Here is a 25,204-nt window from a genome sequence, read left to right on the forward strand (position 1 = left end):
ACCGCGTACGCGGGGGAGGAGGGCCATGGACCGCCTGTCCCTGATGCACAGCTTCGCGACGGTCGCGAGGACCGGCAGTTTCAGCGGGGCCGCCAGAGAGCTCAACTTCTCCAGCTCCCTCGTGTCGAGGCATGTCGCCGAGTTGGAGCGGCAGCTGGGCGTCACACTGCTCAACCGGACGGCCCGCTCGGTCAGCCTCACCGAACCGGGGGCGCGCTACGCCGAGTTCGCGGCCCGCGTCCTGGGCGAGATCGCCGCAGAGGAGGCGGGGATCTCCGAGCTCCATGACCGGGCCGAGGGGGCGCTGAGCGTCGTCGCGCCGCAGTGGGCCTGCGACCTCGGCCTCGGGGAGGCGATGGCCGCCTTCGCGACCCGGCACCCGAGGATCCAGGTGCGGTTCGACCTCGGGGAGGCGTCGGGCCGCACGTACGGCTTCCTCGACAGCGGCTACGACGTCGCCCTGCACACACGCGAACTCCGGGACTCCAGCGTCCGGTTGCGGAAGATCACTGCACTGCCCTCCGTCCTCTGCGCCTCCGCGGGCTACCTCGGGCTGCGTGGGGCACCGATACGCCCCGACGACCTCGCGGGGCACGACTGCCTGGTCCACAGCGACGAGCCGGTCTGGCGCCTCGGCCGCGAGCCCGGCTGCCCGCAGCACAAGGTGCGCGGCGCCGTCTACTGCTCCAACTCCTATCGGGCGCTGAGGGAGGCGGCGGTGCAGGGCCGCGGCATCGCGCTGCTCCCCCTGCGGACGGCAGGGGAGGAGGTGCTCTCTGGCAGCCTCCTCCCTCTGCTCACCGAGGCCGGCACGCCCGAGTGCCCGCTCTACGCGGTCTACGGCCCCGGTGCCGCCGTCCCCCGCAAGGTCAGTGTGTTCCTCGACTTTCTCACGGCGTGGTTCAGGGAGAATCCAGCGCTCCCCGGCGCCGACGTCTAGCGGAGCGCCGTGGGCGCCGGGCGTACGGCCCCGCCGCCCGGCCCCGGCGACCGGGGCTACGCCCGGGACGCCGGTACGCCGTCGAGCGCGCCCGCCGGCTCGTCCGCGGTGCCGTCGCTCGCGAGGTCGATGTGGCGGGTCTCGGGGCCGATCAGCGCACCGCAGGAGATCAGCGCGCCGCCGAGGACGAGAAGCACCACCGATGTGTAGTCCTCGGAGATGAGGTGCCCGAGCCAGTCCTGGTAGTAGGCGTAGAACGACGTGATCAACAGGGGCGTGCTGTAGCCGAGGCCGAAGCCGCTGCCGCGCGTGGCGGGCGGGAACCGCTCGCACAGGTAGGACGGCATGACGGAGAACACACTGCCTCCGGCGGCCCGCACCACGAACGAGATCAGCAGGATGGCGCCGAAGCCGTTCCATCTGCCGAGCGCGAGCGCCGCGAACGCGCCGGCGCACAGGACGCCCACACCGACGCCGTTCCACGCGATGAATGTGCGCCGCCCGATGCGCTCGCTCAGCAGTCCCATGAAGGGGAAGAAGAGGGCGTGCACGCCCTGGGCGATGACCAGGGCACCCGTCACCTCCGTCGAGCTGATGTGGCCCTCCTTGTGCAGGGCGCTCGGCAGGAGGCCCGACGCGATCGCCGAGGCGAACCACACGCCGGTCATCAGGACGAAGACCTGGGCGAAGTCGCGGCGCGAGCGGCCCAGCACGATCTCGCGCAAGGGGTTCTTCGCCTTGGGTGCGGAGCGCCAGGTCTCGGACTCCTCCACGGAACGCGCGTAGTACACGAGGAACACCACGCAGAACACGGCCCCGACGGCGAACGGGATGCGCCAGCCCCAGGTCGAGTAGGCCGAGCCGGGGCCGCCCTCGTGCGCGAACTGCAGGACCACGAGGGTCACTCCGGCGATCGCGCAGTTCGCGAACGCCGAGCCCGCGCCGACCATGCCGCCGTACCAGCCGCGTTTGCCCTGCGGCGAGGCCTCCATGGCGAGCGGGGTCGCCCCGGTGTACTCGCCGCCCATGAAGACGCCGTCGACGAGCCGCAGCACGAGCAGGAGGACCGTGCTGGTGATGCCGAGCGTGGCGTATCCGGGCAGTACGGCGATGAGGGCCGTGCACACCGCGCAGCCGGTGACGGAGAAGAGGGTGACGCGGCGGCGGCCGATCCGGTCGGCGAACCAGCCGAAGACGACCGACCCCACTGGGCGGCCGAGCAGGGTCGCGACGAAGATGAGCGCGGAGAGGATCGCCCGGGGGCCCTCCGGCATGCTGTCGGGGGTGAAGTAGTTCATCGCGGGCACGAGGGCCACCGTCGGCAGATACACGTCGAACATGTCGACGAAGAAGCCGAAGGACGCCCCGAACACGGCGCGCCGCGTGCGCCGCAGCGCCGCCGGCGCCTGTTCCACGGCCGTCACGACGGGCTCCCCTGACGGCCGGGGCCGACCGCCCCGGCCCACTGCGCCATCTCCGAGTCGAGCACGATGATGCACCTCACAAAGTTGTCGTGGACATTCGCCGGCCGGGCCGGGCGGCTCGCGGCGCGCTACACCTGCGCCTGGCCCGCCCGTTTGCCGAGCCCGAGTCGCTTGAGGACGTAGTTGTCCAGCTGCGTCAAAAGGCTGTTGAGGATCAGTGACATCGCCACCAGGACGATGAGTCCGGCGAACACACCGGCGGAGTCGAGTGCCATGGCATCCGTGAACAGCAGGTGCCCGAGACCGTTGAAGGAGGCGATGAACTCGCCGCCGATGACCCCCAGGATGGCGAGCGGGCCGCCGGCCTTGAGCCCCGCGAAGAACGGAGGCGCCAGGGTGGGGATCGTGACGTACGTGAGCACGTGCCTGCCGCGCCCGCCCATCACGCGGATGATCTCGTTGAGTTCGCGGTCCACGAGCCGCAGCCCCAGGTAGAGGTTGTAGAACATGATGAAGGCCACGCCCGTGACGGCGATCGCGATCTTCGAGTACTCGCCGAGCCCGAAGAAGAGCACGAAGAGGGGCGCGATCGCGATCTTGGGGATGCCGTTGAAGGCGGCGGCGAGCGGTTCGAGAACCCGTCCGGCCAGCTTGAAGGTGCCGAGGAGCACCCCCATCACACTGCCGATCGCCACACCGATGACGAATCCGGCGGCCACCTCGACCGCCGTCGTCTCGATGTTCGTCCAGCCCGCCGACGACGTCAGCAGGTCCCACACCGCCACGGCGACCGACGTCGGCTTGCTGACCGCGTACTCCGGCAGGACCGGGCCGCTCATGACCTGCCAGAGGACGAGGACGAGGACGATCACACCGGTCCTCAGTCCCACGACGAGGGCGCTCTCACGCAGGTTCCCCGCCTTCTTCTTCCGCGCGACGGCCGGAGGGGTGTCCCCTTTGCCAACCACACTGCTCGTCGCTGTCAGCACCCTGTCGTCCCTTCGTCTGTCCGGGGCGTGCGGCTCCGGGCGGTTGGGCTGGCTCGCCGGACCGTGCGGCTCACGGCACGTACGTATTGGTCCAGTTGTCCTCGCCGATCCCCAGATGCGCGGTCGCGGCGCTCTCCTGTCGGATGAAGTGCAGCGAGGTGTTGAAGCCCGCCGTGCTCATCCGGGCGCTCAGCGGCCAGTCGACCAGCGCCACACTCCGCGCGAGCACGGGCCTCGGCACGCCGTGCAGCGCCTGTGCCGCGACGTCCAGCACGTCGTCGTCGTGCACGTGGAGGTGCGTGTAGCGGGACGCCTCGTCGGTGGCCTTCACCAGCTTCCTGGTCACGGCCTTGTGCGACGCGGCGTACTGCTTCGTCGTCACCACGAGCTGGCCGTAGCCCGAGGCCGCGTTGGACCAGGCGGGCACCTTCTCGGGGCCGACCACCACGACGCCGTCGCCTGAGTCCTGGACCTGGAGCGGCGTGGGCTCGGAGGTGACGAACCAGTCGATCTGATGGCTTTTCAGTGAGGCGTTGTCGGCCGCCGGGCTCGGCAGTGTGACGTACTTGATCCTGGCGGGGTCGACGCCGTACGAGCGCAAGAAGATGTCGGCCTGCCCCTTGGTGTTGGGGGAGCTGACACCCGCGGTCGAGCCGGTCAGCTCCTTGGCCACCGTGGCGGGCGGGGTGTCGGCGGTGAGGCCGTGCGCGTGGGCGAATGCCTTGCTGACGACGAGCCCGAGGGGTGAGCCGGTGCCGTCGACGGCCACGGACACCTGCTCGATACCCTCGTCGACGGCCTGGTAGAAGCTGTTGGGGCTGTCGTTGAGGAAATCGACCGACCCCGACTGAAGTGCCTCATTGACCGTCGACGCGGTGAGCGAGACGAAGGTGACGTCGAGGCCCTCGCGCCGGAAGAAGCCTTTCTGCTCGGCGACCCTGAGCGGTAGGTCGAAGATGTTGTTGCCCAGGCCCACGGTGACCTTGGTGAGTCCGTCGGCGCTGTCCTGGCCGTCGCCGCACGCCGTCAATGTCACCGCACAGAGGGCCAGGCCGACGGCGAGCGCCCCCGCCCGCCTTCCTCGCACGCGAGGTTTCATCTCTGCCTCGTTATCTCGGTCGATTGCGGCTGGGGAACGTGCTGTGTTCCCTCGATCGTCGTCTCCTGAGAGGTACCGGCGTCGTCTCCTGGGAAGTACCGGGACCGCGGTGGGCGCGGACGGACCCTCGGTGTGGTGCGGGTCCGGGGCTTCCCACGCGGTGCGACCGGTTGTCCCGGTCCGCGCGGCACGGCCACGCCACCGTCCTGAGCCGTGCGCCACCGGCGATCGCGGGCCGCGAGGTATCGGCCCTGCCTCGCGCCGGGCCACGTTCTTGTAGAACAATGTGTCCATCACGCTAACTCGCGCCTCGGCAACCCGCAAGGCTCTGTGCAGACATACCCCGTACAGCGTTCCGAGGCCTCTCTCAGCCGCTCAGGGATCGTGTAACAATCTGCCTGATTCTCACCAGGGTTGCCGGCTCGCGAAGAAGCGTTCCCAGAAGTCCAGGGCAGCGGGTTCCGCCACCGGCGCCCCGCCGAAGCCGTGGCCCACCTCCATGACCGCCGCGGCCGTCGGGTCGTAGGCGGGCCAGCGTGGCAGTTTGGGGCCGTTGGGGTCGCCCGTGCGCGCGAAGTTCACCCAGTACGAGGACATGATGTGGGCGATGTCGTGGTCCTCCGCCGTCCAGGCGGCCCGTGCGGGATCGAGGTTTCCGAAGACGTAGTCGATCTCCGAGCCGTGGCCGGCCCGGGGCGGGGACTCCGCGGGTGAGCGGTGTGTCCAGAAGTACGTGTGGACGGGGCCGCTCCCATGGGCCAGCCACTGGCTCGCCCACAGGTGGGTCGACACGCGGGCGTTGTCGCGCACCGCCCTGTTCGCGGCGCGTGCCGCCTCGTCGTCCGTGGCCGCGGGGTACAGCGCGAGGAACTCCTCTGCCATGGCGCCGTACTTCCGCCGGGCCGCCGCGACGTGGTCCGCGAGGGTCACGTGGACCGGCGGCGCTCCCGGCCTCCGCACAGCACCGCCCGCCGCCCTGAGGGCCGCGAAGGACGCCTCGGGCACCGCGCCGCTCTCGTCCAGATTGCCGCCGGCCAGGTAGGCGACGTCGTTCTGGCCGCCGGTGTCGTACGTCCGCGCGTACCCCTCGGGCAGTGCCCATCCGTCGACGACCGGTCTGAACAGCGGAGGCCGGGCGTCGCTGCCCGTCTCGACGGTGTCGTCGACCAGGTCGCCCACCGCGAGCAGCGACTGCCAGGGCAGCGCCCGCAGCTCCCGCGGCGAGCGGGCGCCGAGCGCCCCCGCGACCCGGTCCCCCGCCCGCTCGGCGTCGCGGGCCGTCCGGTACGAGGTCGACAGGTAGCGCAGCTCGGGGTCGCCGGGGCAGCGGGCGTGGCTCTGGGCGACGGCCCGGTGGAACAGCCCGCTCGCCAGGGGAGACATCGCCAGGAAGTTCACCGCACCGGCGCCCGCCGACTGGCCCGCGACCGTGACCCGCGCCGGATCACCGCCGAAACCCGCGATGTTGTCGCGCACCCATCGCAGCACCGCCACACAGTCGAGCAGCCCGTAGTTGCCCGAGGCGCCGTGGTCCGACTCGGCGCTGAGCCCGGGGGTGGCGAGGAAGCCGAGCGCGCCGAGCCGGTGGTCGAACGTCACCACCACAATGCCCTTGCGTGCCAGGTTCTCCCCGTCGGTACGCGGGTCGGCGCCCGTGCCGGTGCGGAAGCCACCGCCGTGAATCCAGACGAGCACCGGCAGCCGCGCCGTACCGGACACGGGGGACCACACGTTCAGGTGCAGGCAGTCCTCGCTCATCGGGGGCCGCCCGCCCGCCGGCGCGCCGTCCGGGCCCGGCTGCGGGCAGAGCGGTCCGAAGGAGTCCGCGAGGCGGACACCGCGCCAGGGCACGGGCGGCTCGGGCGGGCGCCATCGCAGTTCTCCCACCGGAGGAGCCGCGTAAGGGATTCCTCTGAAGACGGTGACCGAGCGGTCCCGGCCCGGTATGCCCTGGACCGGGCCCGCCTCGGTCCGTACGGGCTTTCGCATGAGCGCTGTCCTTTCCACGGCCGGGTCGTGTGCTCCTCGTCCGCGCGCGGGACCGGCCCGTGGCACCTCAGGCGGCGCTGCTCCCGTCCCGCACGCCCGGCCCTTCGCCGGCGTACGTCAGCAGCAGCGCGCGCCGCGCCGACGCGACGTGGTAGCGCATCGCCGCGCTCGCCGCCTCCGGATTGCGGGTGACGACGGTGGCGAGAATGGCCTCGTGCTCCTCCAGGGAGCCCTGGCGCGGGTGGCGTGCGGAGAGGTCTCGGTACTGCCGCATCACCAGGGGATACAGCAGCGAGTCGTAGGCGCGCGCCAGCGTGCGCTGGTGGGACGCCTCCTTCAGCAGCTGGTGAAAGGCCCTGTTGCCGCGCGAGTACCGGGCCTGGTCACTCGCGTGCTGCGCTTCGCGCATCCCTTCGAGTACCGCCCGCAGGCCGTCGAGCTCCTCTTTCGTGGCCCGCTCGGCGGCCTTGCCCGCGAGCGCGGCCTCCAGCACCTCCCGCGCCTCCAGGATGTCGGCGGCCTCCTCGACGGTGAACGAGCGTGTCCGCACACCGCGGTTGACCTCACTCGTGACGTAGCCCTCCTGGACGAGCCGCGCGAGGATCGAGCGGATCGTGCCGCGCGAGACGTTGAGCTTCTCGGTCAGCCCCGCCTCGGTCAGCCGTGTGTTCGGCTCGAAGCCGCCGGAGAGCAGGAGTGAACGCAGCGCGTCGTAGGCCTGGCTCCCCCGTGTCGCGGAGTTCCGTGTCGCGTCGTCGCGGCCGTCGTTCTCGTCCACCTGTTCCGTCCCTGTCGTCGTGACGGCGGCACTCCGTCCCACGGCCCGCCCGTCCCGCGGACGGGCGGGCCCCATCACGGGGACTGGGGGCGACGGCGTGTCACGCCTTGTCGAGCACACCGTAGAGTCGGCGGGCCGTGCCCGCAAAGATCTCCGCCCGCACGTCCTGCGGCAGGGTGCCGAGGACACCGCGCCCCAGCGCGACGAGTTCGGTGAGCGGCTGCTCCGCCGCGGGGCAGTTCGATCCCCAGGCGATCCGCTCGCCGCCAAACGCCTCGACGACGGGCCCCAGATACGCGTGCGCCTCGTCCCCCACGTCCCGCAGGCGCTCCAGGTTCCTGTGCGTGATCTTGAGGTGCAGCCCCGGGTGCTCGGCGAGCGCCGCGACCTCGCGGCCCGCCGCCGCGGGCGAGGCGGCGATGTCCGGGTAGCCCGAGTGGTCGAGGAGTACCCGCACCGAGGGGAAGCGTTCGAGCACCGACCGCAGTTGCGCGGTGGCGGGGCCGAGCCGCATCTGGAGACAGACGGTGGTGCCGAGCTCTCCCGCGCGCGTCCAGAAGGGGTACGTCTCCGGTGCGGCGAACCACTCCCCCTGGGTGGGAACGGTGCTGCCGGTCGTGAACAGCCGTACGCCGGCGAGGCCGCCCGCACCCGTCGCCTCGGCGAGCCGGTCGGGCGCGTCCGCGCCGAGCGGGTCGAAGGTCCCCACGGCCACGAAGCGGTCGGGCCACTTGCGGCAGCTGTCGAGGATGTACGAGTTGTCGTACCCGTACGCGGTCGTCGCCTGCACGAGCACGGCCCGGGAGATGCCGGCCTCGTCCATGCGCGCGACGAGCCCCTCCGCGTCGACCGGCCGCGAGGCGGCCCACGCAGACTGCTTGCCGCCGAGGGGCGCCCTCGGATACGTCCGCTCGTCCCCCGAGATGATGTGGCAGTGGGTGTCGATGATGTCCATGTGCCTCTTGGTCCCTCTTCGCTGTGTTCCCGCGGTGCCGGGGTTCTGGGACACCGCGATGCTGCTGACGACGTGTCGCCCGGCGCTCACGCGTCCGGGTAGTCCCCCTCGGCGTAGAGGCGGCCGGGCTGGTCCGCGTCGAGCAGGCCCTGGTCGCGTGCGAGGCGCAGCGCGGCCTGTGCGCTCGGCTCGTTGGCCGCGACACCATAGGGGATGGGGTCGCCGCCGACCAGCCGCGCCTGCTTGCCGAGCCGGGGCAGCGCGCTCCACCCCGGGTCGCTCGCGACCTGCCTGCGCTTGCTCTCGGCGAATGCCGCGTACAGCGCGGTCGGCAGGTCCGGGTCGCGCTCCACCAATTCGGAGCGGATCGCGATCACCGAGTGCAGCGGGTAGACGCCAGTGCGCAGGTACGAGTCCCGCGCGATCACGTCGGGGTGCTCGAAGAGGGGGTAGGGGCCCGCTCCCTGCGCCTCCTGGTCGGTGGCGGCGGCCGTCCATCCGGCCCGAGGCGAACCGGCCCGTCCCGTGCCCGCGTTGCCCGTCAGTGCCGCGTCCAGGTCGCCCGAAGCGAGCAGGGCACCGAGGGAGCGGCCGTCCGTGATGTGTTCGACGTTGGCGGGCACCCGGCCCTCGACGTGGTCCTCGTCGTCGACGACCCAGGTCATCTTGTCCAGCGCGACGCCGTACTCCTCGCGCAGCAGCCCCCTCACCCACACGCCGGTGCTCACCGAGTAGGCGCGCACGCCGATCCTGCGTCCTTCGAGGTCCTTGGGGGCGCTGATGCCGGACGCCGCGCCGCACTGGACGTCCGCGTGGTGGAACTTCCTGTTCAGGTAGACCGGGACAGCGGTCAGCGGCACGCCGGCCTGGACGGCCATGGTGTAGGAGACGGGCGCGAGTTCGCAGACGTCGAACTCCAGGTCGCGGATCATCCTGCGGTACGCGCCGATGATCGGCTTCACCTCGACGGGCTCGACCGTGTAGCCCTTGACGGGCACGTCGCCCGAGAGCAGCGCCTTGACGTGGGGGTAGTCGCCGAGGGCGACCGAGAGCGTGGACATCCTTGCCTTCCGTTCTGTCCGATACTGCGCGAGTCCGGTGCGGGGCCCGGGTGGCGGGCTCCGGGTGGCGGGCGCCGGTTTGTGTGCGCGTCAGCCGCCGAGCCGGGAGGGCGGCACACCGAGGGCGTCGCACGACCGCGCCACCAGGTCGTCGTAGTCGACGGGAGCGGGCAGTACGCCCTGCTCGGCCGCGAAGGCCGATGCCTGCGTCAGGGGGCCGCGCAGGGCGTCGAAGCCGACCGGGTTGAGGGGCACGGGCCCCTTCCCGCCCCCGGTCTCCGCCACCGTGGCCATCGCGTCGTACATGGCGCAGACGGCGCCCGCGTGCTCCCGCGCCGCCGCCTCACTCACCGCGATCACGTGGTTGACCGGCACGAAGCCCTTGCGGGCCGACCACTCCGTGGCGACGTCGTGCGCGTTCTCGATGACGGGATGGATAGTGTCGTCGCCCTTGGGCAGGTCGTTGCCCATGATCCCGAAGTCCACCCGGCCGTCGAGGAAGTCCTGCGGGAGCTTCGCGCCCGCGGGGGCGCGCCTGACCCAGGACGGGTCGGTGTACTCCCTGATGTGCCCGTCCTCGTAGGCGATCCAGTCGACCTCGCGCAGATCGACGCCGTACTGCTCGGTGAGAAAGCCGCGGACCCACACGCAGGTGGTCTGGCTCCACGACCGTACGCCGACCGTCCTGCCCTCGACGGCCGTGACTGGCAGGTCTTTGCGGGTGACCAGCGTCTGGTGCTGGAAGCGCCCCAGCGCGGTGACCGGGAGCAGGACGACGGGCTTGCCGAAGGCGACCGCCTGGAGCAGTGTCACGATCGCGATCTCGGACACGTCGACGGCCGAGTCGTTGACGAAACCCTTGGACGCCTTGTGGACGGGCTTCACATCGACCCGTTCGAACGGGGTGCCGGCCGCCTTCGCGCCCGCTGCCGCCGCCTCCGCCAGGTCGTCCCTGCCAAGAACTGCCTTCATCTGCTGTTTCCTTCCTCTTCCGCTCCCCTCGGGCAGCGGTGTGTCCCTGCTGCGGGCGGCGGGTGCGCGGGGCACGCCGCCGGGTCGTCACACGCTCCGCGCCGCCGCGGTGCGGTCCTTTCTGTGGTGGCGCTCGTGGTGCTGCCTCAGCAGGTCGGCGCCGTAGTCGTTGCCGTTGGGAGTGCGGACGACGGTGTGGATGTGGCGTCGGCTCGGGGCGTCGTTGTCGAACATGACGCCCGCCTGGTGCTCGAACTCGACGAGCACGACGGGACTGTGGATGCGGTAGTAGAAGACTCCGCCGGGCGCCGGGTCGCCGGCCCAGGACAGGTACGTCTCCGACTCGTGTGCGCGTACCTCCTCGGCGCGCAGCCTCGCGTGCTGCTGCTGGGCGCGGTCCACGTAGAGGCCGAGGAGCTCTCGTGCCACGTCCCGCTGCCCGAGGCCGAGTTCGTCGAAGCGGAGGCCCTCGTAGCGCAGTTCGAAGTTGTCGCGGAAGGCGCCAGCGAAGAGGTCGTCGGGAAGTGTGTCCGCCAGGGTGGCCGCGGCCAGCTGCCGGTCGGTGAGGCCGGCGAACAGCTCCTGGCCGAGCGACTCCTCCCGCCGGAAGACGGTGGTGCCGGCGTACTTGCCGCCTTCCGCCGTCACGGGCTCGGCTCCGAGGAACGTCGGTGTGAGGACCATCTGGCCGCCCACGAAGGCGCAGTTGACATTGACGTGGTGCCCGTCGAGCTGCCAGCCCCACGGCTCTCCCCGCTCGGGTGCGCCGTAGACACTGAACCAGTAGAGCCACTCGTTGAGCAGGTCCTCCTCGCCGCGCAGCTCCCCGACGGTGAGGTTCAGGTGCATCAGATCGAGGACGAGGCGGAAGCCGTAGTCGCTGAGGCTCCTGCGCACGATGTGGAGCGCGAGTTCGCGCCGGGCGGTGTCGAGGTCTTCGAGGCAGAGGCCGTGGCGCAGGAAGTACCGCGCGCCGTTGGCCCAGTGGCGCCACGACTCGTGGTCCATGGGGAAGCGCCCCGCGGCGAGTTCGGCGGGCGTCAGGGCCGCCAGGTACCGCTCCCCGGCCCTGGTGACGTCCCGTACGTCGGCGCCCGTGGTCCGCAGGGGGAAGAGGCCTTCGCGGAGCCCCTCCGCGCCCACCACACCGCGGAAGGGCTCGTGCGCGGCGCGCCTGCGCCATTCGATCTTCTCGACCAGTTCGGGTGTCCACACCGTGGGGCGGCGTGTCGGCGCCGCACCCCGGTTTCGCAGTCCGGTCACGTATTTCTCCTTCCAGCGCGGCACCGGCCGGTGCTTCTGTCGTGCTGTCGTGGGCCCCGTGCGGCACTGGCGGCTCCGCTCTCGGTGCCCCGAGCTGAGACGGGCCGTCGCGCCGGCCGTGCGGCGCGACGCCACGGCGGGGCCGCGGGCCGGAGCGCCACCGGATGCATGGGCTAGGCGGCCTCTCCGGCCGTCTCCAGTTCGGTCTTGAAGAGGTCCCACAGCTCGCGGTACAGCTCGGAGAAGTCCGGGCGGTCGACGAGCGAGACCACGTCGCGGGGCCGTTCGATGGGGATGGGGAGCACGGTGCGCACGGTGCCGGGGCCCTTGGACATCACCACGACCTCGTCGGCCAGGGAGATCGCCTCGGTCAGATCGTGCGTGACGAAGACGAGGGTGCCGCGCTGCCCCTCCCAGAGGTTGAGCAGGTCCTGCTGGAGCTTGAGCCTGGTGATCGCGTCGAGCGGGCCGAACGGCTCGTCCATGAGGACGATGGAGGGATCGTAGATGAGGGCGCGGGCGATGGCGCACCTCTTCTGCATGCCGCCAGAGAGTTCCCGCGGGTAGTGGTCCTCGAATCCGGTGAGCCCGACCACCCGCACCCAGTGGGCGATACGGTCGGCGCGCTCGTCCTTGGGCACGTCGCGGAATTTGAGGGCGAGTCCGATGTTCGCCCTGACGCTGAGCCACGGCAGCAGGTGGGCGGCCTGAGTGACGTACGCCGCCTCGGAGTTGACCCCCGTGATGCGCTGCCCGTTGAAGTGGACCTCACCCCTGGTGGGCTGTAGGAGGCCGGTGGCCAGGTTGAGCAGGGTGCTCTTGCCGCATCCGCTCGGTCCGATGACGGCGACGAACTTGCCGCGCGGCACGGCGAAAGAGACGTCCTGGATCGCCGGCCGGTGACTGCCGAAGAACTCCAGCGTGACGTTCTCGAACCGGAGCGCGTCCTCGGACGCGTCGGCGGGTTCCTGCACGATCGACATCGCGTCTCCTCGACCGATCTGTGGAGGCCGGGCGCGGGGGCGCCCGTCGGGTTGCCGGACCACGGTCGCCGCCTCGCGAGCGGCTCGGCCTGAAAGCCGTGGGCACACCGCGGGCCGGACCGGGAGCTCCGGGGACCGAGGACGGATATGCCTTACACACGATCAAGCATTGTCCAACAATGTAAGCCGAACGTATCACCGCAGGAAGGGGGCAGCAAGAGCCTGCTCCCATATAAGTGCGGGTAACTGGGCCGTCGCCCCGACAGGGCGGATCTGAATCGTCAAACAATCCAAGGAAAGGGTGACCAGCGGGGAGCGGCAGCGCCCACAGCCGTGTACCGCCTCAGCCGACGACCCGGCGCGGCAGCGCGGCACGGACCCGTGCGACGAGTTCCGGCCTGTCGGCGCGGGAGAGGATGACGCCCTGGGTCGAGTCCGCGCACCGGGCCGCGGCCTCCACCGCGAGGTACTCCGCCTCCAGCGCCGCCTTGCCACCCGCGCGGGCGAGCCGCTCGACGAGTCCGCCCGGCAGGCATCCCTCGGGCAGCTCGCGCCGGAGGGACTCCGCCTCGGCGGCGGAGCGCAGGGGGTGCACGGTGGCGAGCACCGGCACGGCCCCGTCCACCACGTCGAGCAGTGGTTCGAGGGCCTGCTGCGTGTAGACGGGGCTCGTGACAACGAAGTGGGCGCCCGCGTCGATCTTGGTACGGATTCGTGTGCGGTCCGCGGCGGAGAGGCGGGGCACCGCCCTGATCCGCACCCCGATGTCGAAGCGGGTGGCCGCGTCGAGGCGCAGCCCGTACCTGTCACGCCCCTCGTTCAGCCCGCGGAGCAGTTCGATCAGCCCGACGGCGTCGACCGTCCACCGGCCGTCCGCACGTGCGCGGTCCCCGCTGGGCGGCGGGGCGCCGCTGCCGCACACCAGCCGGGTGATGCCGCAGGCGTGCCCGCCGAGCAGATGCGCCTGGAGGGCCATGACGGTCCTGCTCCACGTGGTCACGGTCGCGAGGGCGGGCACCGCCGCCTTGCGCAGGCAGGCCGCCGCGAGGTCGATGGACTGGTTGGTGCTGGTGTACCGGGACCGCTCGGGCCCCGACGTCGCGGTCACGATGAAGTCGGCACCGGCCGCGCGCACCGCGCCGGCCGCGCCCGCGGCGGCGTCCCTGTCCCCCGCCTCGGGCACCACATAGGCGCCGAGGACGGGCGCGCCCCCGGAGTTCAGGACCTCGCGCACGCGTTGCCTCCCAGTCCGTTGACGATCTCCAGTGCCACCTGTGCCGCCAGCCGGTCGGCGTAGGAGCCGAGGTCGAGACGAGCGATCTTCTCGGCTCTGTGGATGCGATAGGCCACCGTGTTCGGATGCGTGTGCAGCAGGGCGGCGGCCCGTCGCGGACTGCCGTTCTGCCGGAAGTACGCGGTCAGCGTGGCGCAGTAGTCGGTGCCGTTCGCCCGGTCGTGGTCGATCAGCTCCCCCAGGACGTCCCGTGCGAAACCGCCGAGTTCCCCCGGGTCATGGACCTGGGCGAGCAGGCGGTGCACACCGAGCTCGGCGAAGACGACCACGTCGGGAAGCCCCGGCATCAGACGGCCCACGTCGATGGCGCGGCGTGCCTCGCCGTACGCCGTGCTGATACGGGCCGCGCCGGTGTGCGGATCTCCGAGACCGGCGATCACCCGGACGCCGGGGAAGCGCCCCGCCACGACGTCGTGGCACATCCGGGCCAGTGCGGTGAGCTGTCGGGCGAGTTCGCCGTCGTCCTCGCCGGGCACGAGCGCGACCACCTCCGTACCGCGGTTGACGACGGCCGCGGCGGGAGCGCGGGAGGCGATCATGTGCTCGACGGCGTCGCACGCCGCGGGCGCGGGAGGACCCGCGGCCGCGTCGAGCGCCACCACGAGGACGCGGTGGCGCTGCTCGGGATCGATGCCGAGGTGCCGCGCCCACGCCTCCGTGTCCCCTTCGGCGCGGTCGCCGACGAGCACCAGTCCGTCGAAGAGCTCCCGCCTTGCGCGCCCCGCCGCGACAGCGACGACCCGGCGCCGGCCGAGGATCACCGCGCACACCATGGCCGCGTGCTCCGTGACCATGATCCGGGCGTCCTCGCCGGTCTCGTCGGCATCGTGCCCCGCGGTGACGAGATAGGCGACCGAGTCGTCGCCGACGAGCACCGGCGCCACCACGACCGAGACCGCCGACGCCCCGGCCGCGGGCAGCGACAGGGCCCTGCGCATCCGGGCCGCGGCGGCGACCAGCTGCGCCACGGCCTCCGGGTCGCTTTCCAGCACCTTCTCCAGCCGCGCGCCGGCCCCGGGTGCGGTCGCGCACTCGGCGAGGACCGCCAAAGTCTCGTCGACCACCCCGGCCCAGACCCCGGCGCGTTCGGCGACCACGGACACGACGCGCTCCAGGTCGCAGTCGGTCGTCGCCAGGCTGGAGAGCTCCCCGCACAGGGCCATGACCTGGCGGAGGTCGGTGAAGTCCTCGTGTGCCGCGACCATCAGGACCGGTACTCCCGCCCCGGCACGCGCGGGACAGCACGCGTCCCGGCGCCGATTTCCGCGAACCGGCCGGGAAGCAGTGGTCCGCTGCCCGGCACGGGGGCACGCGACACGTCGAACCGATGCAGGAACCTCACCTCAGCCTCGACGGCGTGGATGGACTGGCTCACCGAGCGCGCCGTCGCACGGCGGCCGCGCAGCCCTGCCCGCGCGAGTCGTCCCGCGCGACGGGGCCGCGTACCAGCCCGGCCCGCGACGCGGAGCACGCTCTTTCGGGACGTTAACACGCCGCCCGGTCGCGAGGCAGAGGACAGCGGCCCGGAGCCCGGCGGGGCGACTCGGGCCACGCACCCGCCTGTGTTCCGCCACAACAACGGCACACACCGTTTTGGTCCCCGGGACCATGCGGCCAGCCCACCGCCTCTGCGAGCGTGGTCACGGCCCGCCCGGCGCGGTTGTTCCCCCGGGCGGGGCCCGGCCGACCCCGGCCCCCACCCCCTCGGCTGAAAGGCCCACCGTGGACAACGTGGCAGCAGTGGAAAAGAAGACACCCGAGAGCCTCCAGGCCGCGGTCGACCGCGTCGGGAACCCCGTCGACCTCATGCGCGACCAGCCCCGGCGGGCGTTCTCGCACGGCTTCGGCTTCGTTCCCGGCGAATTCACCAACTGGCGTGACGAGGCGCTCGCCTGGCACACCTCGTGCGCTCTCCTCGACCAGTCGCACCACATGGTCGACCTGTTCGTGCAGGGTCCCGACACCGTGCGGCTCCTCGAACGCCTCGGTGTGAACAGCTTCGCCGGCTTCGGCAAGGACAAGGCCAAGCAGTTCGTCACCGTGAACGAGCAGGGCCACTACATCGGCGACGCGGTGCTGTTCGGCCTCGACGACACCTCCGTCGACCTCGTCGGGCGGCGCACCGCGCTCGACTGGGTCGAATACCACGCGCAGACCGGCGACTGGGACGTCACCGTCGAGCGCGACCCGCAGTCGGTCGAGCGCGGCGGCCGGCCGCCCAGGCTCTACCGGTACGAGATCCAGGGCCCCTCGGCGGGCCCGCTGGTCGAGAAGCTGACCGGCGCCCCGGTGCCCGACGTGAAGTTCTTCGGCATGACCACCCTGTCGATCGCGGGCCGCCGGGTGCGCGCGCTGCGGCACGGCATGGCGGGCCAGGTCGGGTTCGAGCTGTTCGGCCCGTGGGAGGAGGGCGCCGAGGTCTACGAGACCATTCGGCGCGCGGGCGAGGAGTTCGGCCTCATGCAGGTCGGCTCCGTGGCGTACTCCACGGCCAACCTGGAGTCCGGCTGGATTCCCGGCCCGATGCCGGCGATCTACGGCGACGACCTCGCGGCATACCGTGCCTGGCTGCCGGCCGGCAGCGCGGGCTCGCTCGGCGGCAGCATGAACACGCGGGACGTCTCCGACTACTACGTCACGCCCTACGACCTGGGCTACGGCCGGCTCGTCAAGTTCGACCACGACTTCGTGGGCCGCGACGCGCTGCGCGCCCGCGCCGAGCAGCCGCACCGGCACAAGGTGACTCTCGTGTGGAACCCCGACGACATCGCCCGGGTGTTCTCCTCGCTGTGGACGCCGGGGCCGACGTTCAAGTACTTCAGCATCCCCAAGGCGCGCTACGGCCAGTTCCAGATGGACACCGTGCTGGCTGGCGGCCGGCAGGTCGGCATCTCCATGGACTGCGGCTATGTCGTGCGGGACCAGGCCGTCGTCTCGCTCGCGGTCGTGGACGAGGCGGTGGCACGCCCGGGTACGGAGGTGCGGGTGGTGTGGGGCGAGAACCCGGTCTCGGCGAAGCCGTCCGTCGAGCCGCACGAGCAGTTCGAGATCCGCGCGACGGTGGAGTCCGCGCCGCTCGCCCGGTTCGCGCGGACGAAGTACCGCACCGCCTCCCAGGTCTGACCCCTCGCCGTGCGCCGGCCGAGGTCCAGCGGACCGGGACGCGTTCGCCTCCCCGCCTCGCGTCCCGGCCCGGCTCCCGGACGCCCCCCCGTCACAAGGAGCAGCATGACTTTCGGCAGCCCCACGCCCGCGGCGGTGAACGCGCCGCTGCTCGACGACTTCTCACTGGAGATGACCGGCAAGGACATCCGGGCACTGGAGGAGTCCGCCGCGACGATCCCGCCGGGGACCCGCGTCAACGTCACCTTCCTGGGCACCGAGACGCCCGCCGTACGGCTCGCCGCCGCCCGCACCGCGCGGAGCCTCGGGTTCGTGCCCGTGCCGCACATCTCGGCCCGGCGGCTCGGATCGCGGCGCGAGTTCGAGGAGTTCCTCGCGGCGCTGCGGGCCGACGGCGCGTGCGACGACGTGTTCGTGGTCGGCGGCGACCCCGCCAGTCCTCGGGGTCCCTACCCGGACGCTCTCTCCCTGATCGGCAGCGGACTGCTCGAACGGTACGGTGTGCGCCGCGCCGGTGTCAGCGGCTATCCCGAGGGGCACCCGGCCATTCCCGGGCCGGTGCTGTGGTCGGCGCTCCGCGACAAGGACAGGGCCCTGGCCGCACGCGGTCTCGACGGCGACGTCATCACCCAGTTCGGGTTCGACGCGCACGCGGTCCTGACCTGGATCGCGGAGGTGCGCGGGCGCGGCATCACGCTGCCCGTCCGCGTGGGGGTGCCGGGACCGGCCGGCGTGCGGCGGCTGATGTCGTATGCCGCCCGCTTCGGCGTCGGCACCAGCACCTCCATCGCCAAGAAGTACGGCCTCTCCCTCACCAACCTCATGGGCACGGCGGGCCCCGACCGCTTCCTCCGCGCCCTCGCCGACGGCTACCAACCGGAACTGCACGGCGAAGTCAAGATCCACTTCTACACCTTCGGCGGGCTCGGGGCCACGTCCCGGTGGGTCGCGGCCTTCAGGAAGGAGTCCCTCGCATGACCACGACACGGACGAGGCCCGCGCCTCGGCGGGCCGCCGGGGCGGCGGCGCCGCTCCCGCAGGCTTCGCTCGTCGTCCAGGGCACCGACGCCACGGGCATCGTCGCCGCGGTGACGACCGCCCTGAGCCGGCACGGCGCCAACATCGTGTCGCTCGACCAGTACGCGGACAGCCCGCGTCACGGGACGTTCTTCCAGCGTGCGGTCTTCGGCATGGAGGACCTGGTGGCCGTCCTGCCCGCGGTCCGCGCCTCCCTGGACGAGCTGGCCAGGACGTACGGACTCGCCTACCGGCTGCGGGACCTGTCGGCGCGTCGACGTGCCGCCGTCTTCGTCTCCAAGTCCGACCACTGCCTGCTCGACCTGCTCTGGCGGCACCGTCAAGGACAACTCCCGGTCGACATCCCCATGGTGGTGTCGAACCACCCCGACGCCGCCGAGCAGGTGCGCTCGTTCGGCATCCCCTTCTTCCACGTCCCCTCGGCGGGACCCGACAAGTCGGCCGCCGAGACCGAGCACCTGCGCCTACTCAAGGGCAATGTCGACTTCATTGTCCTCGCCCGCTACATGCAGATCCTGAGCTCCGACTTCATCGACGAGGTCGGAGTGCCCATCATCAACATCCACCACTCCTTCCTCCCCGCCTTCATCGGCGCCGGCCCGTACGCCAAGGCCAAGGAGCGCGGCGTCAAACTCGTCGGCGCCACCGCCCACTACGTCACCGCCGACCTCGACGAGGGCCCGATCATCGAGCAGGACGTCGTCCGCGTCACCCACGCCGACACCACCGCCGACCTCGCGCGCCGCGGCGCCGACGTGGAACGGGCCGTCCTCTCCCGCGCGGTCCTCTGGCACGCCGAGGACCGCGTCATCCGCAACGGCAACCACACCATCGTCTTCAGCTGAGGCGCCTTCAGCCGAGGCGCCGTCCCCCCAGGCACCGCCCCCGTCACACCGGAAGAAAGCGGTACGCCACCATGACACTGCTCATCAACGGCGAGGACATCGCACGGCGGGTCCGCGAGCGGGTCGCCGGGCGGGTGGCCGGGGCCGCCGCGAACGGCGGTCTACGAGCTGTTCCATTGCGCGTGCCTGTTCACGGCGGTCGACAGCGAAGACTGCCGCCGCCGGGTGAGAACCAAACAGGGCCTCGTTCAGCCCGCGGTCCTGCAACCGGTGCTCTGCGAAGCTACGTATGGCGCCGCTGAGGGCGCGCCAGGGATCGGGCTCGCCCAGAGATGCCGCATGTCCCCACGGCATTCCGCGACAAGCTCAGCGAGCGCCGCCGCAACGAGGTCGGCGCGTGCCGGAAAGTGCCGATGGACCGTGGCAATGCCCAGACCGGCACGGCGAGCGATCTCCCGCAGCGGCAGGTCGAGCCCTTCGTCGGCGAAGGCGGCGCGGGCGACGGCGATGATACGGCGACGGTTGAGCTCCGCGTCCGTGCGTGGTTTCCGAGTCACTTCGATCTCCGCGGTTCTCACTTCAACCTGATACGGAACGCCTGCTCCACATCCATGTTTACCGTAAGGCAGCGCCCAGAGATGCCGGGCCGGAGAGGTGACCATGCAAGCAGTACAATTCGACCGTTTCGGTTCCCCCGACGTACTCTGTGTTCGCTCTGCGCCCGAGCCGCACGCAGGCCCGGACGAGGTGCGTATCGCGGTCCGCACCAGCGCGGTGTCGCCGGTCGACCTCGCACTGCGGGCCGGTGAGTCACCCTCACGCGACAGCCTTGCTCTGCCCCACATCCCCGGCGTGGACGCGGCCGGCGTGATCGACGAGGTCGGCGAAGGCGTCGAAGGCTTTGCCATCGGGGACGAAGTGTTCGGCGCCGTCGATGTCGTCCGACTGGGCGGGGCGAGCGCGCAGTTCGCCGTCCTGGCGTTCTGGGCGGTGAAGCCGGCCGCTTTGTCCTGGGAGGAGGCAGGTGCCGCCGGGACGAGCGTGGAAACGGCAACCCGTGCTCTGGACCTGCTCGGGGTGCGTGAGGAGACGGACACGGTATTGCTGATCGACGGCGCGACGGGTGGTGTCGGGAGCATTGCCCTGCAACTGGCCGTGGCCCGCGGAGCCCGTGTCGTCGGAACCGGCCGCCCCGGCAGCGAAGACTTCCTCGCCGGCCTCGGCGCGACCCCCCTGTCCTACGGGCCTGGCCTGTCCCAGCGGGTTCGCGCGCTGGGCATCCCACGCGTGGACCGCGCGCTCGACGTGGCCGGAGCCGGCTCGCTCGATGAACTCATCAGTCTCACCAACGGACCTCAGTCGGTCGTCACCCTGGCGGATTTCACCGGCCCCAGCCGTGAGGTGCGCCTCTCCCTCGGCCAGTTCGGCGGCCAGCCCGACGGACGGCACGGACTCGCCGTCGCCGCAGATCTCGCCGAGAAGGGACTGTTCCACGTACCGGTCCAGGCGGTCTTCCCCGCCGGCCAGGCGGCCGACGCACACGCGGCGGCGGGGACAGGCCCCCGCCGAGGGAAGACCGTCATCGATCTCACGACACTCACGCCTGGCCTCTGACGATGGTCAGGCGTGACCAACCTCCCTGAACCCCGCTGGCAAAGATCTCGGACGACATGGGCGTTGTGCTCGTCGATCTCGGTCGGGCAGTGTGTCCGGGGTGCGCGCTGATCGTGTTCCTGACGACCGGTGGGAGCGGGTTGCTCCGCTGCTGCCGGCCGCTCCCGAGCGGCGCCACCGCTCCCCCGGACGGTTGCGTGTTGCGGACCGGGCCGCACTCGCCGGCATCCTGTACGCGCCGCGGACCGGTGTCGCCTGGCGCGATGTTCCCGCGGAGACGGTGGGCTGCTCCGGGATGACGACCTGGCGTCGGCCGCGGGCCTGGACCGAGGCCGGTGCATGGCCTCGCCCGCACGCCGCCCTGCTCAGCGAGTTGCGCCGCAACGACCTCTTGGAACTGGACGACTGCGCCGTGGACGGCTCGCATGCCCGGGCACTCAAAGGGGGGATCACGTCGGCCCCTCGCCCGTCGATCGGCCCGCTCCGACTCGAAACACCATATGATCGTCGACCGTCACGGGACCCCGCTCGCCGTCACGCTCACCGGCGGCAACCGGCATGACGTGACCCAGCTTCTGCCACTCCTGGACGCGGGCCCACCGATCCGGGGCACGCGGGGACGCCCCCGCCGCAAGCCTCGCCCCAGGCTGCCGACTGCGCACGCGCTGTGACTCCGTCATCGAGACACTCCTCCGCCGCCGTCTGACCCTGAGTTCCGGCTTCACCCTCATAAGAGACCTGACAACGATTGATGTCAATAGTCGGTCGCAGGAGGTTTTCGTGCGAGTGACGCCACCGCCGAGCTTGCGTGCAGCGGAGAGGGGCATGGGTTGGCGAGGTGACAAACTGGATGGCATGACCGAAGCCACCGACCCCGCAGGCGCACCCGCCAAGACGTGGAAGGGCCTGACCGCCGACCAGCGCCGCGATCGGCGTCGTGCCCAGTTGCTCGATGCGGGCTTCGAAATCCTGGGCACACTGGGCGCCGCGGAACTAGGGGTACGGAGCGTGTGCCGGCGGGCCGGGCTCACTGAGCGGTACTTCTATGAGAGTTTCGACAGCAGGGAGAGCCTTCTCGAAGCCGTTGTGGACCAGGTCTCGACAGCGGGCTTCGCGCGCATGGGCGAAGCCCGCCACCGGGCGAACGCCGCTCGGGCCGACCCGGTCAAGCCTATGATCCGCGCGTATCTGGACTACTTCAGCGAAGATCCTCGACGCGGCCGAATCCAGTTCGTCGAAGCGGGGATCGCCTTCCCCCTGGGGCATCACCGGAAGCCCGGACATCCCCGTGCCGTCGCGTTGTTCACCGATCTGCTGGCCGCTGACTCCGACGAGGAGAAGGGGGACGCCGCGGATCTCACCCTGAACGCCTACGCCCTGGCAGGTTCCCAGGCCGAACTCATCATGCGGTGGCTCGATGGGCAGCTGCGCGTGCCGAAGGAGCGCATAGTCAGGCACATGCTCGGCGTTTTCCGTGCCGTGCAGGATGTGACCTCCCGTGCGGAGCGCGTCCCCAAGGAGCCTTTGGACTGATCACCGTCACTCACCGAGCTCCGCTCCGGGGTCAGGTTCGCGGCCGGGGTGAGGCAACGGCAGCGGGTCCCGCCACCAGTCGGTCCAAGCGGGCAAGGCCGTAGCCGAGGACGACTCTCGCCCCGGCCGCGCGCATCACGCGACGCACTCGGGCCACCGCGGTCATCCCGTCGGTGGGTCACGGAGGGGTGAGCTACAAGCGGGAAGCTGCGCTGAGCGGCTGGCCGATGTATCAAAAATTCAGCGCCAGTGTCTCCTCTTCGCCCACCACTGCGCCCTGGGCAGGAGTGCCGCGCTCAGGCGCGCGTCGCTGCGCAGTCAGCCCCCTGTCCCGTGCCGGTGCGGCTGAGGACGAGCCGAAAGCCACCCCCTTGCTCTGCGGTCTGTCGTAGACGGCCACCCGGATCGACTCCCCAGGCGCGCACCTGAGGAACGGAACACCCACCCCAGAAAGAAAAGACAACGCATGTTGTCAATGTACTCCGGTCGGGCGTAACCTCACTCAAGGGCACCTCCTTGACCGGACGGCTGACCAGTGCACTCGGTCGCTGCTCCCGCCGGGCGGCGCTACAGCCGCTGAAGCCCATAGACATTTCGGAACGGGACGAACATGACCACGGCACAGGACCCCCTGCAGTTCCCCGCGAGGTTGGTGAATCTCGAGGCGGCGCAGGATAAGCACGGTGAAAAAGCTGACCACATGGCCCGGATGCTCATGGTGGGCGATCCGTTGGCCGATGCGGTGATCGTGGAGATTGATGCTCTCGGGAAGGAGGCCCGCCGCACCCTCAGTCGTGGCCTGAACGACGGTCTGGACAGTCTGGACAATCCACCGCCCGCCATTGAAGCCCTCCTGCGCCAGCTCGAGACTGTCCCCGACTGGATCAGCCAGGAGTCGCTGGCCGCGGGTGACGAGACATCCCTGCTGGTGCCTCCGCGCTGGAATGCCTTGGCGTTCTCCGGTGGCTCACTGGCTCACACCTACAGCTCACCCAGCATCGCCAAGCTCTTGGTCCAGACCGGAAAGCTCGACCTGATGGCACCCCGCCGACTGGCTGAGACCAGCGTGTGGAAGGCAAGCGTCGTTCTGCCCGGGGGGCTCTTGCGCGGGGGCCCGGGGTACGTACAGACCGCACAGGTCAGGCTGCTGCATGCCCGAATCCGCTCCTCTGCCCTCAAGCATGGCTGGGACACGCAGCAATGGGGCGTTCCGATCAATCAGGTCGACATCGCTCGAACGTGGCTCGACTTCACGGTCGTGCCCTTCGCCTTCCTGGCGCGCGCGGGCATCGTGACCAACGAGGACGAACAGCAGGGTCTCTACCAGCACTGGTGGTACATCGCCCATCTGCTGGGCCTGAACGAGAGCTTCTTCCTCGACATCGGCGACCACGCTGCCGCCTCCGGCCTGCTGGAACTGCTCGACTCCACCATCACGCCTCCTGACGACAACGCGCGTGTACTGGTGAATGCCCTGTTCGACTCCACTACGGATGTCCTGTCCAGCCAGCCCAACGCCGTCCTGACCAAGGAGGGGGCCCGGGAGCTCCTGAACGCGCTGGCTCGGCTCTACCACGGGGACGCCCGGGCTGACGCCCTCGGCATCCCGGCCTCCACCGCCACGCCGCTGCTGCCGGTCATCGCGGCCGGCAATGCCCAGGTCAGGCGCTATCAGACCACCATCCCAGAGGCCGCGGCGCAGGAGCGGGCGGTGAACATCGAGCAATATCGCGCTCTCGTGGACAGCCTGCCCGGGCGCACTGAGTACCAGAGCCACGCAGAAGCCGCCAAGTGAGACTCTCTGCGGGATCTCGTCCCCCGAGAGCCGCACATGCCGCAGGAGAACTCGTGAAGTACATACACACCAAGCTCTTCATCGGCGGGGAGTGGGTGACGCCCCTCTCCTCCGACGTGAACACCGTTATCGGGGCCGCAACAGAAGAACCGATCGGCCAGACCCCGATAGCTGGGCCGGAAGACGTCGACGCGGCCGTATCTGCCGCGCGCCGCGGATTCGACAGCTGGTCCCGCATTACGCCAACTGAACGCGCCGACATCCTCGATCGCTTCGCCGCCGCCCTCGTCTCCCATGTCGACGTGATCGCTTCGCTGGTCTCCAGCGAGAACGGCATGCCGATCAGTCTGTCGGTCCACGCGAACGTGCGCGTGCCAGCCGACACACTGTCCTACTACGCAGGTCTCCTGCGTCAACTCGAACTTGAGGAAGACCGCCCCGCGCTTGCCAGGGAGGTGACAAAGGTGCGCCGTGAGGCGCTGGGCGTGGTCGGTGCCATCGTTCCGTGGAACTACCCGCTGATGCTGGCCATGATGAAGATCGCTCCTGCACTGGCCGCAGGCTGCACCGTCGTCCTCAAGCCCGCGCTGGAAACCGCCCTCGACGCCAACGAACTGGCTGCGGTCGCGCAGGAAGCCGGCCTGCCGCCGGGCGTACTCAACATCGTCCCCGGCAATGTGGCAGCCTCACGGGCGCTGGTCGCACACCCGGACGTCAACAAGATCGCATTCACCGGTTCCACCCCTGTCGGGCGCAGCATCGGCGAGACCTGCGGACGCCTGCTGAAGCCCGTCACCCTGGAGCTGGGCGGCAAGTCCGCCGCCATCATCCTGGACGACGCGGACCTGCCCACCACGGCGGCCGGACTGGCCGCGGTGTCACTGCCCAACAACGGGCAGACCTGCTACGCCTCCACGCGCATCCTCGCCCCCGCACACCGCTACGGAGAGGTCCTGGACGCGCTCACCTCGATGGCGACGTCCCTGCCGGTGGGCGACCCGCTTGACCCGGCCACCCGGATCGGGCCCGTGGTGACAGCCCGCCAGCGCGAGAGCATCGAGGGCCACATCGCCTCGGGCCGCGCGTCGGGTGCCCGTGTGATCGCCGGCGGCGGCCGTCCCGCCCACCTGGACCGGGGCTGGTTCGTGGAGCCGACCGTCTTCGGCGACGTACACAACAGCATGCCCATCGCGCAGGAAGAGATCTTTGGTCCCGTCCTCGCGGTCATCCCCTACCAGGACGACGACGAAGCCGTCGCCCTGGCGAACGACTCCGAGTACGGTCTGGCAGGTTCGGTGTGGTCCGCCGACATCGAACGCGCCAACTCGTTGGCCCGCCGGATCCAGACAGGTTCAGTGGGCATCAACGGCTACAGCATCGACATCGCCTCGCCGTTCGGCGGCTACAAGGCCAGCGGACTCGGCCGCGAGCTGGGCCCCGAAGGACTGTCGGCGTTCTTCCAGCTGAAGTCGATCTTCCAGCCGTGGCCCGCTCCACGCTGACCGAAGA

22 protein-coding genes and 1 pseudogene are annotated in these 25,204 nt (G+C 70.8%); 10 read left to right on the forward strand and 13 right to left on the reverse strand.

All coding sequences use genetic code 11. The features are described 5' to 3' along the window. Positions 1–25 precede the first annotated feature (25 nt). Entirely contained in the window at positions 26–940 is a 915-nt protein-coding gene (locus ABEA77_RS00445) for a LysR family transcriptional regulator (RefSeq protein WP_345639736.1), read from the forward strand. Between the two features lie 56 nt (positions 941–996). Here ABEA77_RS00445 and ABEA77_RS00450 read toward each other — a convergent pair whose 3' ends face one another. From ABEA77_RS00450 to ABEA77_RS00505, 12 genes are all read right to left on the reverse strand, one after another. Next, positions 997–2,364: an MFS transporter gene (locus ABEA77_RS00450; protein WP_345639738.1), complete on the reverse strand. Its 1,368-nt coding sequence runs from the start codon at positions 2,362–2,364 to the stop codon at positions 997–999. A gap of 128 nt (positions 2,365–2,492) precedes the next feature. Then, positions 2,493–3,353: an ABC transporter permease gene (locus ABEA77_RS00455; RefSeq protein ID WP_345639740.1), complete on the reverse strand. Its 861-nt coding sequence runs from the start codon at positions 3,351–3,353 to the stop codon at positions 2,493–2,495. 70 nt (positions 3,354–3,423) lie between these two features. Continuing rightward, positions 3,424–4,440: an ABC transporter substrate-binding protein gene (locus ABEA77_RS00460; RefSeq protein ID WP_345639742.1), complete on the reverse strand. Its 1,017-nt coding sequence runs from the start codon at positions 4,438–4,440 to the stop codon at positions 3,424–3,426. Positions 4,441–4,857: 417 nt separating this feature from the next. After that, on the reverse strand, positions 4,858–6,441 hold the full coding sequence (locus tag ABEA77_RS00465) for a carboxylesterase/lipase family protein (RefSeq protein ID WP_345639744.1): 1,584 nt from the start codon (positions 6,439–6,441) through the stop codon (positions 4,858–4,860). A gap of 67 nt (positions 6,442–6,508) precedes the next feature. After that, the gene (locus ABEA77_RS00470; protein ID WP_345639745.1) at positions 6,509–7,219 is read right to left on the reverse strand and encodes a GntR family transcriptional regulator; all 711 of its coding nucleotides are present in this window, start codon (positions 7,217–7,219) and stop codon (positions 6,509–6,511) included. Between the two features lie 100 nt (positions 7,220–7,319). Then, a complete protein-coding gene (locus ABEA77_RS00475; RefSeq protein WP_345639747.1) occupies positions 7,320–8,174 on the reverse strand; it encodes an amidohydrolase family protein in 855 nt (284 codons plus the stop codon). Between the two features lie 86 nt (positions 8,175–8,260). After that, positions 8,261–9,235, reverse strand: a complete 975-nt coding sequence (locus tag ABEA77_RS00480) for an ABC transporter substrate-binding protein (RefSeq protein ID WP_345639748.1) — start codon at positions 9,233–9,235, stop codon at positions 8,261–8,263. Positions 9,236–9,325: 90 nt separating this feature from the next. Continuing rightward, entirely contained in the window at positions 9,326–10,207 is an 882-nt protein-coding gene (locus ABEA77_RS00485; protein ID WP_345639750.1) for a substrate-binding domain-containing protein, read from the reverse strand. Between the two features lie 87 nt (positions 10,208–10,294). Next, entirely contained in the window at positions 10,295–11,470 is a 1,176-nt protein-coding gene (locus tag ABEA77_RS00490; RefSeq protein WP_345639752.1) for a DUF3500 domain-containing protein, read from the reverse strand. 173 nt (positions 11,471–11,643) lie between these two features. Further along, positions 11,644–12,453 (reverse strand): ABC transporter ATP-binding protein, encoded by an 810-nt coding sequence (locus tag ABEA77_RS00495; protein ID WP_345639753.1) that lies wholly within the window; start codon positions 12,451–12,453, stop codon positions 11,644–11,646. Between the two features lie 343 nt (positions 12,454–12,796). Next, a complete protein-coding gene (locus ABEA77_RS00500; RefSeq protein WP_345639755.1) occupies positions 12,797–13,687 on the reverse strand; it encodes a methylenetetrahydrofolate reductase in 891 nt (296 codons plus the stop codon). Further along, positions 13,672–14,952, reverse strand: a complete 1,281-nt coding sequence (locus tag ABEA77_RS00505; protein ID WP_345639757.1) for a PucR family transcriptional regulator — start codon at positions 14,950–14,952, stop codon at positions 13,672–13,674. The genes ABEA77_RS00500 and ABEA77_RS00505 overlap by 16 nt, the downstream gene beginning before the upstream one ends. 526 nt (positions 14,953–15,478) lie before the next feature. Here ABEA77_RS00505 and ABEA77_RS00510 point away from each other — a divergent pair. The 3 genes from ABEA77_RS00510 (at position 15,479) to purU (ending at position 18,753) form a co-directional block, all read left to right on the forward strand. Next, a complete protein-coding gene (locus ABEA77_RS00510; protein ID WP_345639758.1) occupies positions 15,479–16,870 on the forward strand; it encodes an aminomethyl transferase family protein in 1,392 nt (463 codons plus the stop codon). 105 nt (positions 16,871–16,975) lie between these two features. Then, positions 16,976–17,848: a methylenetetrahydrofolate reductase gene (locus tag ABEA77_RS00515; RefSeq protein ID WP_345639760.1), complete on the forward strand. Its 873-nt coding sequence runs from the start codon at positions 16,976–16,978 to the stop codon at positions 17,846–17,848. After that, the gene (gene purU, locus ABEA77_RS00520; protein WP_345639762.1) at positions 17,845–18,753 is read left to right on the forward strand and encodes a formyltetrahydrofolate deformylase; all 909 of its coding nucleotides are present in this window, start codon (positions 17,845–17,847) and stop codon (positions 18,751–18,753) included. The genes ABEA77_RS00515 and purU overlap by 4 nt, the downstream gene beginning before the upstream one ends. A gap of 248 nt (positions 18,754–19,001) precedes the next feature. Here the strand turns inward: purU and ABEA77_RS00525 are convergent, their stop codons facing one another. Next, positions 19,002–19,415 (reverse strand): TetR/AcrR family transcriptional regulator, encoded by a 414-nt coding sequence (locus tag ABEA77_RS00525; RefSeq protein WP_345639763.1) that lies wholly within the window; start codon positions 19,413–19,415, stop codon positions 19,002–19,004. On the opposite strand from ABEA77_RS00525, the gene ABEA77_RS00530 reads away from it, so the two are divergent. The 6 genes and pseudogenes from ABEA77_RS00530 to ABEA77_RS00555 all read left to right on the forward strand — a co-directional run bounded on the left by ABEA77_RS00530 (position 19,414) and on the right by ABEA77_RS00555 (position 25,197). After that, on the forward strand, positions 19,414–20,367 hold the full coding sequence (locus ABEA77_RS00530) for an NADP-dependent oxidoreductase (protein WP_345639765.1): 954 nt from the start codon (positions 19,414–19,416) through the stop codon (positions 20,365–20,367). The two genes, ABEA77_RS00525 and ABEA77_RS00530, sit on opposite strands and share 2 nt — an antisense overlap. Before the next feature lie 100 nt (positions 20,368–20,467). Continuing rightward, a pseudogene (locus tag ABEA77_RS00535) lies at positions 20,468–20,656 on the forward strand (transposase); the annotation flags it as partial. Positions 20,657–20,792: 136 nt separating this feature from the next. Beyond that, positions 20,793–21,038, forward strand: a complete 246-nt coding sequence (locus ABEA77_RS00540) for a transposase (protein WP_345639767.1) — start codon at positions 20,793–20,795, stop codon at positions 21,036–21,038. 184 nt (positions 21,039–21,222) lie between these two features. After that, positions 21,223–21,900, forward strand: a complete 678-nt coding sequence (locus ABEA77_RS00545) for a TetR/AcrR family transcriptional regulator (protein WP_345639768.1) — start codon at positions 21,223–21,225, stop codon at positions 21,898–21,900. A 610-nt stretch (positions 21,901–22,510) separates the two neighbouring features. Then, positions 22,511–23,695, forward strand: coding sequence for an oxygenase MpaB family protein (locus ABEA77_RS00550; RefSeq protein ID WP_345639770.1), 1,185 nt, complete (start codon positions 22,511–22,513; stop codon positions 23,693–23,695). Positions 23,696–23,748: 53 nt separating this feature from the next. Beyond that, positions 23,749–25,197 carry an aldehyde dehydrogenase gene (locus ABEA77_RS00555; RefSeq protein WP_345639772.1) on the forward strand — a complete coding sequence of 483 codons (1,449 nt, stop codon included), beginning with the start codon at positions 23,749–23,751 and terminating at the stop codon, positions 25,195–25,197. The last annotated feature ends 7 nt before the right edge of the window (positions 25,198–25,204 follow it).

It is taken from the genome of Streptomyces tremellae, from assembly GCF_039540215.1.
Taxonomy (GTDB): domain Bacteria; phylum Actinomycetota; class Actinomycetes; order Streptomycetales; family Streptomycetaceae; genus Streptomyces; species Streptomyces tremellae.

What these genes read in the sequence shown, in the direction of transcription:
- ABEA77_RS00445 (WP_345639736.1), top strand. Translation starts at nt 26, where the DNA reads ATGGACCGCCTGTCCCTGATGCACAGCTTCGCGACGGTCGCGAGGACC.
- ABEA77_RS00465 (WP_345639744.1), bottom strand. Translation starts at nt 6,441, where the DNA reads ATGCGAAAGCCCGTACGGACCGAGGCGGGCCCGGTCCAGGGCATACCG.
- ABEA77_RS00475 (WP_345639747.1), bottom strand. Translation starts at nt 8,174, where the DNA reads ATGGACATCATCGACACCCACTGCCACATCATCTCGGGGGACGAGCGG.
- ABEA77_RS00480 (WP_345639748.1), bottom strand. Translation starts at nt 9,235, where the DNA reads ATGTCCACGCTCTCGGTCGCCCTCGGCGACTACCCCCACGTCAAGGCG.
- ABEA77_RS00485 (WP_345639750.1), bottom strand. Translation starts at nt 10,207, where the DNA reads ATGAAGGCAGTTCTTGGCAGGGACGACCTGGCGGAGGCGGCGGCAGCG.
- ABEA77_RS00495 (WP_345639753.1), bottom strand. Translation starts at nt 12,453, where the DNA reads ATGTCGATCGTGCAGGAACCCGCCGACGCGTCCGAGGACGCGCTCCGG.
- ABEA77_RS00505 (WP_345639757.1), bottom strand. Translation starts at nt 14,952, where the DNA reads ATGGTCGCGGCACACGAGGACTTCACCGACCTCCGCCAGGTCATGGCC.
- ABEA77_RS00515 (WP_345639760.1), top strand. Translation starts at nt 16,976, where the DNA reads ATGACTTTCGGCAGCCCCACGCCCGCGGCGGTGAACGCGCCGCTGCTC.
- purU (WP_345639762.1), top strand. Translation starts at nt 17,845, where the DNA reads ATGACCACGACACGGACGAGGCCCGCGCCTCGGCGGGCCGCCGGGGCG.
- ABEA77_RS00530 (WP_345639765.1), top strand. Translation starts at nt 19,414, where the DNA reads ATGCAAGCAGTACAATTCGACCGTTTCGGTTCCCCCGACGTACTCTGT.
- ABEA77_RS00525 (WP_345639763.1), bottom strand. Translation starts at nt 19,415, where the DNA reads ATGGTCACCTCTCCGGCCCGGCATCTCTGGGCGCTGCCTTACGGTAAA.
- ABEA77_RS00540 (WP_345639767.1), top strand. Translation starts at nt 20,793, where the DNA reads ATGCCCGGGCACTCAAAGGGGGGATCACGTCGGCCCCTCGCCCGTCGA.
- ABEA77_RS00545 (WP_345639768.1), top strand. Translation starts at nt 21,223, where the DNA reads ATGACCGAAGCCACCGACCCCGCAGGCGCACCCGCCAAGACGTGGAAG.
- ABEA77_RS00550 (WP_345639770.1), top strand. Translation starts at nt 22,511, where the DNA reads ATGACCACGGCACAGGACCCCCTGCAGTTCCCCGCGAGGTTGGTGAAT.